13 protein-coding genes, 2 tRNA genes and 1 pseudogene are annotated in these 15,866 nt (G+C 65.8%); 11 read left to right on the top strand and 5 right to left on the bottom strand.

All coding sequences use genetic code 11. The features are described 5' to 3' along the window. Nucleotides 1-92 (top strand): annotated as a pseudogene (locus RR928_RS14520) (response regulator); the annotation flags it as partial. Between the two features lie 8 nt (nt 93-100). Here RR928_RS14520 and RR928_RS14515 read toward each other — a convergent pair. Further along, a complete protein-coding gene (locus RR928_RS14515) occupies nt 101-1,237 on the bottom strand; it encodes an esterase-like activity of phytase family protein (protein WP_332548064.1) in 1,137 nt (378 codons plus the stop codon). An 84-nt stretch (nt 1,238-1,321) separates the two neighbouring features. After that, a complete protein-coding gene (locus tag RR928_RS14510) occupies nt 1,322-2,557 on the bottom strand; it encodes an MFS transporter (protein ID WP_332537844.1) in 1,236 nt (411 codons plus the stop codon). Between the two features lie 109 nt (nt 2,558-2,666). Here RR928_RS14510 and RR928_RS14505 point away from each other — a divergent pair, with 109 nt between their 5' ends. Beyond that, a complete protein-coding gene (locus RR928_RS14505; RefSeq protein WP_332683075.1) occupies nt 2,667-3,560 on the top strand; it encodes a LysR family transcriptional regulator in 894 nt (297 codons plus the stop codon). A 71-nt stretch (nt 3,561-3,631) separates the two neighbouring features. Here the strand turns inward: RR928_RS14505 and efp are convergent, their stop codons facing one another. Then, nucleotides 3,632-4,186 carry an elongation factor P gene (efp, locus tag RR928_RS14500; protein WP_332683073.1) on the bottom strand — a complete coding sequence of 185 codons (555 nt, stop codon included), beginning with the start codon at nt 4,184-4,186 and terminating at the stop codon, nt 3,632-3,634. A 135-nt stretch (nt 4,187-4,321) separates the two neighbouring features. Beyond that, nucleotides 4,322-5,419 carry an elongation factor P maturation arginine rhamnosyltransferase EarP gene (gene earP, locus RR928_RS14495; protein WP_332683071.1) on the bottom strand — a complete coding sequence of 366 codons (1,098 nt, stop codon included), beginning with the start codon at nt 5,417-5,419 and terminating at the stop codon, nt 4,322-4,324. Between the two features lie 92 nt (nt 5,420-5,511). Between earP and uvrC the strand changes: the two genes are divergently transcribed. The 6 genes from uvrC to RR928_RS14465 all read left to right on the top strand — a co-directional run bounded on the left by uvrC (nt 5,512) and on the right by RR928_RS14465 (nt 11,066). Beyond that, entirely contained in the window at nt 5,512-7,470 is a 1,959-nt protein-coding gene (gene uvrC, locus RR928_RS14490; RefSeq protein WP_332538423.1) for an excinuclease ABC subunit UvrC, read from the top strand. A 53-nt stretch (nt 7,471-7,523) separates the two neighbouring features. Next, entirely contained in the window at nt 7,524-8,093 is a 570-nt protein-coding gene (gene pgsA / locus RR928_RS14485; RefSeq protein ID WP_332538422.1) for a CDP-diacylglycerol--glycerol-3-phosphate 3-phosphatidyltransferase, read from the top strand. Nucleotides 8,094-8,323: 230 nt separating this feature from the next. Beyond that, nucleotides 8,324-8,653, top strand: coding sequence for an HU family DNA-binding protein (locus RR928_RS14480; RefSeq protein ID WP_332538425.1), 330 nt, complete (start codon nt 8,324-8,326; stop codon nt 8,651-8,653). A gap of 15 nt (nt 8,654-8,668) precedes the next feature. Further along, nucleotides 8,669-8,744 (top strand) — tRNA-Val (locus RR928_RS14475). Between the two features lie 279 nt (nt 8,745-9,023). Then, on the top strand, nt 9,024-10,919 hold the full coding sequence (locus RR928_RS14470) for a SurA N-terminal domain-containing protein (RefSeq protein WP_332538421.1): 1,896 nt from the start codon (nt 9,024-9,026) through the stop codon (nt 10,917-10,919). A 71-nt stretch (nt 10,920-10,990) separates the two neighbouring features. After that, a tRNA-His gene (locus tag RR928_RS14465) sits at nt 10,991-11,066 on the top strand. Nucleotides 11,067-11,123: 57 nt separating this feature from the next. Here the strand turns inward: RR928_RS14465 and RR928_RS14460 are convergent. Next, a complete protein-coding gene (locus tag RR928_RS14460; protein WP_332683068.1) occupies nt 11,124-11,951 on the bottom strand; it encodes a c-type cytochrome in 828 nt (275 codons plus the stop codon). 68 nt (nt 11,952-12,019) lie between these two features. Between RR928_RS14460 and RR928_RS14455 the strand changes: the two genes are divergently transcribed. The 3 genes from RR928_RS14455 to ctaD are packed head-to-tail and all read left to right on the top strand — an operon-like array spanning nt 12,020 to nt 15,833. Continuing rightward, nucleotides 12,020-12,385, top strand: coding sequence for a c-type cytochrome (locus RR928_RS14455; protein WP_332538418.1), 366 nt, complete (start codon nt 12,020-12,022; stop codon nt 12,383-12,385). Further along, nucleotides 12,382-13,305 carry a cytochrome c oxidase subunit II gene (locus tag RR928_RS14450; protein WP_332548059.1) on the top strand — a complete coding sequence of 308 codons (924 nt, stop codon included), beginning with the start codon at nt 12,382-12,384 and terminating at the stop codon, nt 13,303-13,305. The genes RR928_RS14455 and RR928_RS14450 overlap by 4 nt, the downstream gene beginning before the upstream one ends. Before the next feature lie 14 nt (nt 13,306-13,319). Continuing rightward, nucleotides 13,320-15,833 (top strand): cytochrome c oxidase subunit I, encoded by a 2,514-nt coding sequence (gene ctaD, locus RR928_RS14445; protein ID WP_332548058.1) that lies wholly within the window; start codon nt 13,320-13,322, stop codon nt 15,831-15,833. Nucleotides 15,834-15,866 lie beyond the last annotated feature (33 nt).

The following is a 15,866-nucleotide window of genomic DNA, read 5'->3' as shown; positions in this document are numbered from 1 at the left end:
GCAAGGCCGCGGGAATCAAGGGCTGGATCGTCAAGCCGTTCAACGGCCCGGCGGTACTGGCGACCTTCAAGAAGCTTGCCGGCGCCGTCTGAGCCGGGCTTCAATCGGCCAGCACTTCCAGCACGATGAATTGATTGGCCTGGGTCTGGGCCGTGAAGTTGTTGTCGGCGGCGAGCACCAGGGTGCGGTTGCCGTTGGCCAGCGTCCGGCCCCAGGTGATGGACTCGATGTTGTCGAGCTTGACGCCCTGGTAGGTGATGGGCATTTCCAGCAGCAGCTTGCGGCCCATGGCCGTGTAGCTGGCGCCGGTCAGTGACGGCACGGAAAGCACGTTGGTGGTGCTGGCCGTGATCTCGGTCTCGATCAGCCGGATGGTGTTGCCCACGCCCAGTGCAAACGCCCGCTCCACGGCAATGAAGCGGTTCTTGCCTATGGACAGCAGCTCCGAGAGGCCGTTGTCCGGGCCAAACGCCGCGCCCGGGGGCGCGTCGACGGGAATGGGGGGCAGGCGATAAGCATACTGCGCCTTGGCGTTGCCCGAAGCGCTGTCCATTGCCGTGACGCGCACCACGCTGCCGGCGGCAACGGTGGTCAGCGGGCCGTCCTGGGCCAGCGCGTCTTCATTGGCGATGTAGACCGTGCCGTCGTCGGCCGCAACCGTGAGCGCCTCGAACACCTTGTTGCTGCGCGCGCCGGTCGTGGCGTTGTCGCGGTACAGATACATCGCGGGCACGGAGAACTCGCGCACGAACTTGCCGTCCGTGGTCATCTCGCGCAGGAAAGGCTGGTGCAGCTGCGCCGCGTCGCTGCTCCAGTTGCCTTCCGACGACCAGTACAGGTTGCCATTGCGCGCGCGGCGTATCGATTCGGGGTCGACGGTCCGGGCCGAGGCCGGGAACTTCGCGCCGTCGGGTCGCAGCATGTGCAGCTGGCGGTTGATCTTCACCTCGACGGGCTTGCCGCTCTCATAGTCCAGGCTCAGGTTGTAGAAGCGCGGCGTGCCGCGCTCGCCGCCGCGGTCATCCGAAATTGCCCAGTAGCTGCCATCGGCCGCCAGGTCCAGGCCGGAGATTCCGCCGAACTCCACGCCGTCGTACAGCGTGCCCGTGGGCAGCGATGCCGAACCCAGCAGGCGCAGGGCGCGGATCTGCGGCTCGCGCTCGTCGCCGCCGCAGGCGCTGACGGCAAGAGAGGCAATGAGGGCGGCCAGCGTGTGGCGGGGGCTCAGGTGTTTCACGTACGGGCTCCATTTCTTCAAGAAGCCTCGAAGTGTCCGCGGCGCGCGCGTCAGGCTGATGACAGACCGGGCGCCGCCGAGGTTTCAGCAGGCGCTGGCAGCGCAGCGCGCCTGCGCGGCCAGCCGCTGCGTGGCGCGCAGCGTGCGCAGCACCAGCAGCAGCGCGAGGATGGAAAAGCCCGCGCCCGCCACGGCCACGGCGGTGTATCCGCCGCCGAGGCTGAGCACCGCGGCGCCGGCCGCCGCGCCTATGGCGTTGCCCAGGTTGAAGGCGCCGATGTTGATAGACGAAGCCAGCCCCGGCGCTTCCACGGCCGCGCGCATCACGCGCATCTGCACCGGCGGCACCAGCGCGAAGGCGCCTATGGCCCAGACAAACACGCAGGCCGCTGCGCCCAGCGGGCTCGTGGCCAGCCAGGGGAAGGCCAGCATGCTCACCGTGACCAGGGCCAGGAAGCCGATGATGGTCTTCTCTATCGAGCGGTCGGCAAACCTGCCGCCGATCGCGTTGCCAATGGTGAAGCCCACGCCGGTGAGCGCCAGCATGCCCGTGATGAACGCCGGCGATGCGTCCGTGAAGGTCTTGAGCGCGGGATTGATATAGGTGTAGAGCGTGAACATCGCCGCCGAGCCCAGCACCGTGGTCAGCAGGCCCTGCAGCACGGCCGGGCGTGTCAGCACCTGCCATTCGGCGCGCAGGTCCAGGCGCTGTCCGCCGCCGCCCTGGGGCAGGGCGAACAGCAGCGTGGCCATGGCCAGCAGGCCCAGCGCGCCTATGCCGGCAAACGACTGGCGCCAGCCGAAAGCGTCGCTGATCCAGGTGGCCGCGGGCACGCCGCCGATGTTGGCGACCGTCAGGCCGGTGAACATGAACGCCACCGCGCTGGCCTGCTTCTCGCGCGGCACCAGGCTCGCGGCAACCACCGAGCCTATGCCGAAGAACGCGCCGTGGTTGAGGCTGGTGATCACGCGCGCCACCATGAGGCTTGCATAGCCTGGGGCCAGCGCGGAAAGGATATTGCCGATGGTGAAGATCGCCATCAGCAGTATCAGCGCCTTGCGCGGCGACCAGCGCGCAAGCAGCAGCGTCATGATGGGCGCGCCAATCATCACCCCCAGCGCATAGGCCGACACCAGCAGCCCGGCCGAGGGCACCGACACCTGCAGCCCCTCGGCCATGGTGGGCAGCATGCCCATGGGGCCGAACTCGGTCGTGCCTATGCCGAAGGCGCCTACGGCCAGCGCCAGCAATGGAAGGGTGGCGCTGCGGCCACTGCCTGACGGCGCGGCGAGAGTGGAGGGAGTGGATGATGCGTGCATGGAAGACGGGCCTGCGGCTCAGGGTTTTTACTGTATTGCGCATTGTGAATGCGTGGTCTTTCCCGAAAAAGTGTTTAATCACCAAAACACTTTTGCGATTTTTGAGAATATGCGCTTCACTTTGGAAGAATTGACGGTGTTTCTCGCGGTCGTGGACACCGGCTCGCTGACCTCCGCGGCCGAGCATCTGGGCCAACCAATTTCCACGACCAGCCGGTTGCTGGCGCGGCTCGAAGACAAGGTGGAGACCACCTTGCTGCGCCGCACCACGCGGCGTCTGGACGTGACCGACGAAGGCCATGGCTTTGCGCGCGACGCGCGCGCCATCCTCGAAGCCGTGCATGTCGCCGAGGATGGATTGATGCAGCGGCGCGAGCGCCTCGCGGGCCCGCTGCGCATCGATGCGGCCACGCCCTACATGCTGCATGTGCTGGTGCCGCTGATGCCCGGCTACCGTGAGCGCCATCCCGATGTGGAGCTCACGCTGACCAGCAATGAAGGCTTCATCGACCTGCTTGAGCGCCGCGTGGACCTGGCGATCCGCATAGGCGCGCTCAAGGATTCAACGCTGCACAGCCGGCTGCTCGGGCAGTCGCGGCTGCGCCTGCTTGCCAGCCCTGCCTACCTCAGCAGGCACGGCTGTCCGCATACGCCAAGGGAGCTCGCTCAGCATGAGCGGCTGGGCTTCGCACAGAACGACATACTCAACCTGTGGCCCGTGCGGCAGCACGATGGCAAACAGATGCAGATCGAGCCGACGCTGGCGTCTTCCAGCGGCGAAACGCTGCGCCAACTGGCACTGAACGGCATGGGCATCGTGTGCCTGGCGGACTTCATGACCGCGGCCGATCGCGAGGAAGGGCGGCTGGTGGAGGTGCTCGCGGACGCCACCGTGCCGGTCGACCGTCCGGTCCAGGCGGTGTATTACCGGCAATCGGCGGTGTCCGCCAGGATTGCGTCCATGGTCAAGTACCTGGCCGAAGTGCTGCCGGCGCGCCATTGAAGCAAACGGAAGGCGAAAAAAAGGCTTCCGCAGAAGCCTTTTTTGCATTGCAGCCTTGCGGCAGCCATGACTTACACGCGCTTGCGGTATTCGCCGGTGCGGGTGTCGATTTCGATCTTGTCGCCCTGGGCAACGAACAACGGCACGGCCACTTCGTAGCCGGTGGCGATCTTGGCAGGCTTGAGCACCTTGCCCGATGTGTCGCCCTTGACTGCGGGTTCGGTCCAGGTGATTTCGCGCACGACGCTGGTGGGCAGTTCGACCGAGATGGCCTTGCCGTCATAGAACACCACTTCGACGGTCATGCCGTCTTCGAGGTAGTTCAGGGCGTCGCCCATGTTTTCGGCTTCGACTTCGTACTGGTTGAACTCTTCGTCCATGCAGACATACATGGGATCGGCGAAGTAGGAGTAGGTGCACTCCTTCTTGTCCAGGATCACGTTGTCGATCTTGTCGTCGGCCTTGAACACGTTTTCCGTGCCGAAGTTGCCGATCAGGCTCTTGAGCTTCATGCGCACGGTGGCTGCACCGCGGCCGCCACGGGCGTATTCGGTCTTCAGGACGATCATGGGGTCCTTGCCGTGCATGATCACGTTGCCGGCGCGGATTTCTTGTGCGATTTTCATAGCTAGATTGCTGGGGTTGTGCCGCTCAACGCGTCCAGCTGCACCGCCCTAGGGGCTGCTGCATTGAAACATGTTCCGCGGCGGGGGGAAATAAGGGCGCAGCCTGCTGAGCACGTGCGCGTAAAAACAGAGATTTTAGCTTTTTTCTGCCACAAACTGCTGCAGTTGGCTGACGAGATCGCTGCGGGCCCGTTGGCATGCGCCCGCGGCACGCACGCAATCGCGCCATTCACCCAGCATTTGCGCGGTCAGCAGCGGCAGGCTGTCGGGGCTGGCCATGCCATTCCAGGCATGGTGAAACAGCCGCAGCGACGGTGGGGCTTCTAGCCAGTCGAGAAATGCATCGAGCTTGGCGTGGTGGGCGTTGTCGTGCTGCGGATAGATCTGCCAGACAAAGGCCTGGCCGGCCCACAGCGCGCGCACCAGCGAGTCTTCGCCGCGCACCAGGTTCAGGTCGCAGGCCCAGAGCATTTCGTCGAATTGCGGCTGGGCGCAGGGCGCGAGCCAGGTGCAGGGCAGGGCCGACTGCGGCGCCAGCGCGGCGCGCACGGCATCGGTGGCACGCCCCGGCGTGACCAGCAGGTGGCTGGGCGCATCGCCGGCCGCGAGCTGTTCGAGCAGCGCCGGCAAGGCCGGCGGCTCGTAGCAGAACAGGGACACCAGTCGCGTGGCTTCGTCTATGCCGCGCGCCGCGCGCCAGGCCTGGCGATCGAACGCCGCCTGGCGCTCGGCCAGAGCAGCTTCGCGCAGCAGGCCGCCGGTGCGCGGCGTGAAGCCCGGATAGAAGAACCAGCGTGTCAGGCCTGCGGCCGCACCGCTCATCAGCAGCGAGGGCAGGCGGTGGCAGCGCTCCACATAGGACTCGGCGCTCAGGTATTCGAGGTTGATCCAGACCGGGCTTTGCGCGGCGCCTGGTGGCTGCGCGGCCTGGCGCCGGGCAATCGCCTGGAGCAAAGGCTCGGGCAGGGTGCAGCCAAATGCCTCGATCACCACATCGCCCACGCCGTCCGCGGGCACCAGGGCTTGCCGGTCGGGCCAGGGGTGAACGCTCAGGCCCGCGGGGTGGGGCGCGGGCGCCATCCAGGCGAGCGCGCTGGCGTCGTCGAGAAACAGCCGCACCTGCTGGCCGCGCGCGGCGAGTTCGGCGGCCGCGCGCCAGCAGACGCCGACATCGCCGAAGTTGTCGATCACCTGGCAAAAGATGTCCCAGCGGAGGGAGCGGTTCAGCGGCATGGGGAGGCTTCAAAACGAGGGCAGGGGGCGCCGATCGTACCGCTTTCGGCAGCGCGGCTGAAAGCGCGCACCAGGCCCGCCACAATAGAGGCATGTCTGAAATGCATTCCGATGAACTGCTGGCCCAGGTCGCAGCCCTGCCTTCCCTGCCGGGCGTGTACCGCTACTTCGATGCCGCGGGCGGGCTGCTCTACGTGGGCAAGGCGCGCAATCTCAAGCGCCGCGTGGCCAATTATTTCCAGAAGAGCCATGGCGGCACGCGCATAGGCCACATGATCAGCAAGATCGCGCGCCTCGAGACCACCGTGGTGCGCTCCGAGGCCGAGGCGCTGCTGCTTGAAAACAACCTGATCAAGACCCAGCATCCCAAGTACAACATCCTGTTTCGCGACGACAAGAGCTACCCCTATCTGATGATCTCGGGTGTCGCCGGGCACGACGGTGAAGGGCCGCAGCCCGGCCAGCGCTTTGCGCGCATGGCCTACTACCGCGGCAGCGTGGACAAGAAGAACCGTTACTTCGGACCGTACCCCAGCGCCTGGGCGGTCAAGGAAACGATACAGCTGCTGCAGAAGGTGTTCCGCCTGCGCACCTGCGAGGACACGGTGTTTGCCAACCGCTCGCGGCCTTGCCTGCTCTATCAGATCAAGCGCTGCACCGGCCCCTGCGTGGACCTGATCTCGCCCGAGGCCTATGCGATTGACGTGCGCAATGCCGAAGCCATGCTGCGCGGCGAGACCCAGGCCCTGCTGCAGCAGCTCGAAGCGCGCATGCTGGTGCATGCCGAGGCGCTGGAGTTCGAGCAGGCGGCCGAAGTGCGCAACCAGATGACGGCGCTGGCGCGCGTGCTGCACCAGCAGTCGATAGAGACCACGTCGGACAAGGACGTCGACATTCTCGCGGTGCGCGTGCAGGGCGGGCGCGCCTGCGTCAACCTGGCGATGGTGCGCGGCGGCCGCCACCTGGGCGACCGGCCGTATTTCCCCTCGCAGCTGGGCGACGCCGCGGCCGTGCATGACGCCGAGAGCGAAGGCGAGGCGCAAGGCGATGCCGCGCCGCAGCAGCCCGTCGAAGTGCTGGTGCTCGAAGCTTTTCTGGCCCAGCATTACACCAGCGTGCCCGTGCCTCCCATACTGGTGCTGAGCCATGCGGTCGACAAGGCGCTGGTCAAGGCGCTGTCGGAGTCCAGCGGCGTGCGCGTCAACGCGCTGCACCAGCCGCGCGACGAGCGCCGCGCCTGGCTCGACATGGCGCAGCGCAATGCCGAGCTGCAGCTCGCGCGGCTGCTGGCCGAGGAAGGCTCGCAGCAGGCGCGCACGCGCGCGCTGGCCGAAGCCCTCGATCTGCCCACGCACGACCTCGACAACCTGACCATCGAATGCTTCGATATCTCGCACACTTCGGGCGAGGCGACCAAGGCCTCGTGCGTGGTGTTCCACCACCACAAGATGCAGGGCAGCGAGTACCGGCGCTTCAACATCGAAGGCATCACGGGCGGCGACGACTATGCGGCCATGCGCCAGGTGCTGCTGCGCCGCTACAGCCGCGTCGCAGAAGCCCAGCGCGAGGCCGGCGGCGCCGAGCCCACGGCGGGCCAGGCGCGCCTGCCCGATCTGGTGCTGGTCGACGGCGGCGTGGGCCAGGTCAGCATGGCGCGCGAAGTGTTCGAGGCGCTGGGCCTCGATCTGGCGCGCATTGTCGGCGTGGAGAAGGGCGACAAGCGCAAGGTCGGGCTGGAAGAGCTGGTGTTTGCGGACGGCCGCGAAAAAGTCTATCTGGGCAAGGACTCGGCGGCGCTGATGCTGGTCGCGCAGATCCGCGACGAAGCCCATCGTTTCGCCATCACGGGCATGCGCGCGGCGCGCGCCAAGGTGCGCATTGGTGGCGGTCAGCTCGAGGAAATTGCCGGCGTGGGACCTAAGAAGCGCGCGCGCCTGCTGCAGCGCTTCGGCGGCGTGCGCGGCGTGGCCGATGCCAGCGTCGAAGACCTGATGAAGGTCGAAGGCATTTCGCGCGAACTGGCGGACACCATCTATCGCGCATTGCATTGAGCCCGGGCGCGATGCTGTGCGTAAAGGTCTTCGCCGCATGACACAATTGCAGCATGTTTCTGACCATCCCCACCTTGATGACCTGTACGCGCTTCGTCGCGATACCTTTGATCGTGGGAGTGTTCTACACCCCTATGGAGCCGGCGCTGCAGAATCTCATTGCAACGCTGATGTTCATCGTGTTTGCCGCGACCGACTGGCTCGATGGCTATCTGGCGCGCAAGCTCAACCAGACTTCCTCGTTCGGCGCCTTTCTCGATCCCGTGGCCGACAAGTTCCTGGTCTGCGCTTCGCTGCTGGTGCTGGTGCATCTGCAGCGCGCCGATGTGTTCGTGGCGCTGATCATCATCGGCCGCGAAATCGCCATTTCGGCGCTGCGCGAATGGATGGCGCAGATAGGGGCCAGCAAGAGCGTGGCGGTGCACATGCTGGGCAAGCTCAAGACCACGGCGCAGATGGTGGCCATTCCCTTCCTGCTCTATGACGGCATGCTGTTCGGCGTGATGGACACCGGCGTCTGGGGCCATGTGCTGATCTGGATCGCGGCCGTGCTCACGGTCTGGTCCATGGTGTATTACCTGCAAAAGGCCCTGCCCGAGATCCGCGCCCGCGTGGACAGGTGACCGGGCCGCGGCCGGCGCGCGCCAGCCCGGGTTGTCAATCCGTGAAGCCTCTAGCGGCCGCGCGCCACAAAATCGCCCGCCGACGCTGGGCAGCAGGGCAATTGCAGCTAGAATCGCTGCAGCCGCTGGGATTGCAGCGGATAACATTGACACTTGGAAGGTCGATGGCATGGCACTAAGCGCATCCACCTCCGGTGATTGCGGGCTGGTCGGAAGATACAGTTTTCGAACTGCACAGTCTCCGCACAGCAGCGACATTCCATCCACCATTTCTCGAGAGGCTTCTTGTGAATAAGACCGAACTGATTGAGCACATTGCAAACAATGCCGACATCTCCAAGGCCGCCGCCGCGCGCGCACTGGAATCGACGATCGAGGCAGTGAAGAAAACCCTCAAAAAGGGTGGTACAGTATCGCTCGTCGGTTTTGGAACTTTCACCGTGGGTGAGCGTTCCACACGTACCGGCCGCAACCCACGCACCGGCGCCACGATCGAAATCAAGGCCGCCAAGGTGCCGAAATTCCGTCCGGGCAAGGCATTGAAAGATGCGTTGAACTGACAAGCAGTTGCAAGGGGGTGCTTAGCTCAGTCGGTAGAGCGGCTCCTTTACACGGAGTAGGTCGGCGGTTCGATCCCGTCAGCACCCACCACCCATTGCAGATGAAATCAAGGGCCAGGAGCAATCCGGGCCCTTTTTCTTTGCCCGCCTGCTGCGTTGGCACTTCTGGCTGCGTGGGCCTTCAGGCGTAACAGGTAGAATCTGCGCAGTTTCCTTCACCAAGGGTGCGTGGGTCGTTGGCAGGCTTTGTCGTTGATGGATGGATGGGGTCAGTCCCTTGCCTTCCTCAGTCAGGTTCCTTTGGCTGCGCACACCTTACAAAGGCGAACATCGGTTCGCCTTTTTTATTGCTTCCACAGAAAGATCGACTATGTTTGAAGCCATCCGCAAGCACTCCAAGTTCGTGATGATCTTGTTGTTCTTGCTGATCATTCCCTCGTTCATCTTCGTTGGCATCGACCAGAACTATTTCTCGGAATCCAGTCCGACGGTGGCTCGGGTGGATGGCCACGATATCAAGCAATCGGACTGGGACAACGCCCACCGCATGGAGAGCGATCAACTGCGTGCGGCGAATCCCGAAATGGATACCAAGCTGCTGGACTCGCCCCAGGCGCGCTATGCGACGCTCGAGCGCATGGTGCGTGACCGCGTGCTCGTGGCCGCGGCGCAGAAGATGCATCTCGTGGCCAGCGATGCCCAGCTGGTGCGCAGCCTGCAGCAGATCCCGGCGATCGCCGCGCTCAAGCGCGCCGACGGCTCGCTCGATGCAGAAGCCTATCGCGCGCTGGTCGGCGCACAGGGCATGACGCCCGAAGGCTTCGAAGCCAATCTGCGCAGCAACCTGTCGCTGAGCCAGGTGATGGGTTCGGCGATCAATTCCTCGTTCGTGACGGATTCCCAGGTCAAGCTGGCGATGGACGCGCTGTACCAGCGCCGCGAAGTCCAGGTGGCGCAGTTCAAGGCCAGCGATTTCGCGGCCAAGGTCAAGCCCACGCCCGAAGAGCTGCAGGCCTATTACAAGGCCCATCCGGACAAGTTCCAGCAGGCCGAGCAGGCCAGCGTCGAATACGTGGTGCTTGATTCGGCCAGCGTGCAGGCCTCGATGGTGCTGAGCGAGGATGACCTGCGCACCTACTACCAGGAAAACCTGGCGCGTCTCGCCGGCCAGGAAGAGCGCCGTGCGAGCCATATCCTGATCAACGCCACCAAGGATGCATCGGCCGCCGACCGCACCAAGGCGCGTGAACAGGCCCAGGCCCTGCTCGAACAGGTGCGCAAGGATCCCAAGTCGTTTGCCGCCGTCGCCAAGCAGTCGTCGCAGGACAGCGGCACGGCGCAAAGCGGGGGCGATCTGGGCTTCTTCACGCGTGGCGACATGGTCAAGCCTTTTGCCGACGCGGCCTACGCGCTGAAGAAGGGCGAGATCAGCGACGTGGTCGAAAGCGATTTCGGCTTCCACATCATCCAGCTGACCGACATCAAGACGCCGCCCCAGCCCAGCTTTGCCGAGCTGCGTCCGCGCCTCGAGAAGGACCTGAAGGAGCAGCAGGCCCAGCGCAAGTACGCCGAGGTGGCCGAGCAGTTCGCCAATGGCGTGTACGAGCAGTCGGACAACCTGCAGGGCGTGGCCGACAAGCTCAAGCTGACCGTGCAGAAGGCCGAGCGCGTGAGCCGCGTTCCCGCCCCGGGCGCGCAAGGCCCGCTGGCCAATCCGCGCTTCCTCGAGGCGCTGTTCTCGTCCGAATCGCTGGAGAGCAAGCGCAACACCGAAGCCGTTGAAATCGGCTCCGGCATCATGGCCGCCGGCCGCGTCACCGCCTATTCGCCGGCCCACACCCTGGCCTACGAAGAAGTCGCCGACAAGGTGCAGGCGCTGTACGTGGCGCAGAAGTCGGCGGAACTGGCGCGTGAAGAAGGCCAGGCCAAGCTCAAGGCCTGGAAGGAAACGCCCGCCAGCGCCGCGCTGGGCGCAGCGCTGGTGATAGGCCGCGACCAGCCACAGAACCTGCCGCGCGATGTCATCGATGCCGCGCTGCACGCTTCCGTGGACGGTTTGCCCGCCTGGACAGGTGTGGACCTGGGCAACCTCGGCTACGCCGTGGTCAAGGTCAATGCCGTGGTCGAGCGTCCTGCCCAGGATGCGCAGATCGTTGCCGCACAGAAGCAGCAACTGGCCCAATGGTGGGCGGGCGCCGAAGGCGCGGCCTACTATGAAATGCTCAAGGCGCGTTTCAAGGTGCAGATGAAGGTCGACCGCCCTTGAGAATTAATGCCGCCAAATCGCCAAACTCGCGATAAGGCGGCATTTTTGCGATTACAATAGATGCTTCTACGGTGGCTGTAGCTCAGTTGGTAGAGTCCAGGATTGTGATTCCTGTTGTCGTGGGTTCGAGCCCCATCAGCCACCCCAAATATTGAAAACGCCCTGAACGCAAGTTCAGGGCGTTTTTTCTTGGGCGCTGCACTTTCAGCGCAGCGTGGAGAGATAGGCGGCCATGTCTTGCGCATCGCGCGCCGAGACGCCCAACTGAGGCATGGCCGTGCCCGGCTTGATGTGCTGGGTATGCGTGAGCCAGCGCGCGAGGTTCTGCGGCGTATTGGGCAGCGTGCCCGCGATCAGCGTGCGCTGACCCATGCCGTGGAGCGGCGGGCCGACATGCACACTCGAGCCGGTGATGCCAGGGATGCGGTGGCAGGCACTGCAGGCGTACTGGTGCAGCGCCTGGCGGCCACGCTCTGCATCGGCGGCAAAGGCGGGCACCGAGCTCGTCTGGGCGGGTTCGCTGCGCGGCGCGGTCCGCACCCACTGCGCATATTGCACGGCATCGAGCTGCGGCAGCCGCTGCATGAATGCCACGAGATCCCATATCTCCTCGTCGGCGAGCCGATATTGCCACGCCGGCATGCCGGTCATCTTGATGCCGTGGCGCACCACCCAGTAGAGCTCGCGCGGGCGCCAATGCTTTCTGGCGTCCACCAACGGGCCGGGCAGGGGCTGCATGCCCAGACCTATATCGGACTGCGCCACGCCGGGCGCGCCATGGCATTGCACGCATTTGTCCTGGTAGCTGCCGGCACCGCGCCGCGCCATTTGCACATCGTCGAGCGCCGGCTCCTCAATGGACTTGGCCTGCCGGCGCACCGACTGGCGCATGGCGATCTCCAGCAGGGAATGCGTGGCCTGCCAATGCTGGCGCGTGGCGGAGATGTCGTAGGCGCCCGAATACACCACTGCCACGGCAGCCAGGGCCGCTGTAAGCCCGATTCCCGTGGCTGTGACAGCAATGATTGGCAACAGCTTGTTTTTTATCATCTGCTGTGATTTTGCGTCAGTTGTCCTCATTTGTGCGACAGAATGCGCTAATGAAGCGCAAGTATGCCTTTCCACCTACGCTGCTGCCGGTGTTGCTTGCCGCCTGCGTGTTCGGTGATGCACGGGCCCAGGATCGCCTCACGATAGAACGCGGCAAGGCGCTGATGGGGCAGTACCAGTGCGGTTCCTGTCACAGCATTCCCGATGTGCCGGCGGCGCGCGGCCAGGTGTCGCAGCCGCTGGATGCCTGGAGCCAGCGCAGCTATATCGCGGGGCGGCTGCCCAACCGGGTCGACACGCTGGCGCAATGGATCGCTGCGCCGCAGTCGCTGGTGCCGGGCACGGCCATGCCCAGCATGGGCGTCTCGCCCGCCGATGCCCAGGCCATGGCGGCCTTTCTTTTTTCGCTCGAATGAAGCCCGCAGGCATGCTGCCCGCGGCCGGCGACGCCGCCCAGTCCATAGAGACCGTGACCTGGGTGCTGTTCGGTGGCGGCTTGCTGATTTTCCTGGGAGTGATGCTGCTGCTGGCCTGGTCGCTGCGCGCACGCAAGGCGGCGTTGCGTCCCGGGCTGTGGGTGATAGGCGGGGGCGTGGTGTTTCCGGCGCTGGTGCTGGCCGCGCTGTTTGCCTGGGTGCTGCCGCGCATGCCGGCCTGGAAGCCGGTGCCGCCTGCGGGCGCGTTGATCGTCACGGTCAAGGCGCACATGTGGTGGTGGGAAGTGCGCTACCGCGATCCCGTGACGGGTGCCGATGTGGTCACGGCCAACGAGATCCGCGTGCCCGTGGGCCGGCCGGTGTATTTCGCGCTGACCAGCGCCGACGTGATCCACAGCTTCTGGGTGCCGCAGCTCGCGGGCAAGATGGACATGCTGCCCGGGCGCATGCAGCACCTGCTGGTGACGCCCACCGAGACCGGCGTCTGGCGCGGCCAATGCGCCGAGTTCTGCGGCGCCCAGCATGCGCAGATGGCGCTGCATGTGGTGGGCCTCGAGCCCCAGGCCTTCGACGCCTGGCTCGCGGCGCAGGCCAGCCCCGCGTCGGCCCCGGCAACGCCGCGCCAGCTGCAGGGCCGCGACGCCTTTCTCGCCAATCGCTGCAACGCCTGCCATACCGTGCGCGGAGTCAGCGAAGAGGGCCGCCTGGGGCCCGATCTCACGCATTTCGGCAGCCGCCTGCACCTGGGTGCGGGCACGCTGGCCAATACGCCCGAAGGCCGCGAGCGCTGGCTCAGGCATATACAGCAGATCAAATCGGGAGCACGCATGCCTTCCTATGACCGACTCGATGCACCCACGCTGCAGGCGCTGGGCGAATGGCTGGGCACGCTGCAATGAGCGACGCCGCGCCCATGTCCCTGCCCGATGGCTTGCCCAATGCCCTGCCGCGGCCCGCGGGCGAGCGCGAAGCACTGCAGCGCGCCTGGGAGCCGCCCAGGGGCTGGCGCCGGCTTTCGGCCGTGAACAACAGCCAGATCGGCGTCTACTACCTGGCCACGGCGCTGGTGTTTTTCGTGCTCGCGGGCATCCTGGCGCTCATCATGCGCGCGCAGCTCGCGCTGCCGGGCAGCACGCTGGTCACTGCCGGCACCTACAACCAGCTGTTCACCATGCACGGCTCGGTGATGATGTTCCTGTTCGCCGTTCCCGTGGTCGAGGCCGTCGCGGTGTGGCTGCTGCCCAATATGCTGGGCGCGCGCGATCTGCCTTTTCCGCGGCTGTCCGCCTATGCGTTCTGGGCCTATGCGATCGGCGGCCTGGCGTTCTTCATCACCATTTTCTTCGGCGCCTCGCCCGATGGCGGCTGGTTCATGTACCCGCCGCTGACCAGCAAGGAGTTCTCTCCGGGCATTGGCGCGGACTGGTGGTTGCTGGGCATAGGCTTCATCGAGATCTCGGCGATTGCGGGCGCGATCGAGCTGATCATCGGCATCCTGTTCACGCGCGCGCCGGGCATGACGCTGATGAAGATGCCGCTGTTTGCCTGGGCGGTGCTGGTCGCGGCGCTGATGGTGATCTTCGCGTTCCCGGCGCTGATCGCCGGCACGCTGCTGCTCGAACTCGAGCGCGCGTTCGACTGGCCGTTCTTCATTGCCGCGCGCGGTGGCGACCCGCTGCTGTGGCAGCACCTGTTCTGGTTCTTCGGCCACCCCGAGGTCTACATCATCTTCCTGCCGGCCGCGGGCATGGTGACCATGATGGTGCCGGTGATGGCCGGCACGCCGCTGGTCGGCTACCGCGCCATTGTCTGGGCGCTGGTGGCCGTCGGCGCGATCAGCTTCCTGCTGTGGATGCACCACATGTTCACCGCGGGCCTGGGGCCGCTGGCGCTGCATGTGACGTCGGTGGCCAGCTTTGCGGTCGCCATTCCCAGCGGCGTGCAGGTGTTCGCCTGGATCGCCACGTTCTGGAAAGGCCGGGTGCGCATGCATGCGCCTGCGCTGTTCCTGCTGGGCTTTCATTTCGTCTTCGTGCTCGGTGGTCTCACGGGCGTGATGCTCGCGGTGCTGCCGTTCGACTGGCAGGCGCACGACAGCTATTTCGTCGTCGCCCATCTGCACTACGTGCTCATAGGCGGCCTGGTGTTTCCCTTGTTCGCGGGCATTTATTACTGGGCGCCGCTTTACAACGGCCACCGGCTGTCCGAACGCCTCGCGCGCTGGAGTTTCGTGCTGATGTTCGGCGGCTTCAATCTGGCGTTCTTTCCCATGCACATTGCCGGCCTCGCGGGCATGCCGCGGCGCGTCTACACCTATGCCGATGGCCTGGGCTGGACCTTGTGGAATCTGTTGTCCACGGCGGGAGCGTTCATCTTTGCCGCCGGCGTGCTGCTGTGCCTGGTCGATCTGGTGCGCACGCTGGCGCGCGCCGAACGCGAACACGGCGACCCGTGGCAGGCGGATTCGCTCGAATGGCTGCCGCAGGGCGACTATGGCGTGCGCAGCATTCCGCAGATCGAAGCGCGCGCGCCGCTGTGGCAGCGTCCCACGCTGGCCCAGGAAGTGGAGCAGGGCCGGCACTGGCTGCCGGGCACAGTGTTTGGCGGGCGCGAGACGCTGGTCACGAGTCCGGTCGATGCGCGCATACGCCATCTGCTGCGCCTGCCCGGCGACGGCTGGTCGCCGTTCATCGCGGCCGCCGGCACGGCCGGCTTCTTCCTGCTGCTGACCGTGTACTGGATTGTGCCAGCCGTCATCTCGGGCCTGATTTCGGTGGTCGCGATGCTGGTCTGGCTCTGGGGTTCCGACCTGCCTCCATTGCGCGCCACGGCCGCCATTGGCGCAGGCGTGAGCGTGCCCACGGTGGCTGCGGGCCGCGCCTCGCATTCATGGTGGGCGACGCTGATCCTGCTGGCCGTGGACGCCACGATCTTTGCCTCGTTTGCGTTCGCGCATATCCATGTGTCGATGGCGCTGGACGTCTGCCCGCCGCCGGGCGCCAGCCTGCCCACGGGCGGACTGTGGCCTGCGGGCCTGCTGCTCGCCGCCTCGGCGCTGATGGTCTGGGCCCAGCGCAGTCTGGAGCGCGAGCGCCAAGGCTGGTTGCGCCTGGCCGTGGTGCTGGCAATGGGCGCGGCCGGCGGCGCGATCGGGCTGGATCTGCTGACCCATCTGCAAAACGGCCTGGCGCCGCGCGCCGACGCCTGGAGCGCGACTGTCGCCGCGTTGCTTGCCTGGCAGGGCTTTCACGCGCTGGTGCTGCTGGTCATGGGCGGCTATGTGCTCGCGCGCTCATGGGCCGGGCGGCTGCGCACCAATGCGCGCGCCACGCTCGACAACACCGCGCTGATGTTCCACGGCGTCGTTGCCCAGGGGCTGATCGGCATGGCGCTGGTGCGCTGGCTGCCGGCATGGATGGGCGGCTGATACCGGCAAGCGGGCGGGCTGGAAAGTGTCATA

Source organism: Comamonas sp. (assembly GCF_036666375.1).
Lineage (GTDB): Bacteria > Pseudomonadota > Gammaproteobacteria > Burkholderiales > Burkholderiaceae_C > Comamonas.
Note: the sequence above shows the minus strand (reverse complement) of the source record. Positions and strands in the feature narration are given on the sequence as shown.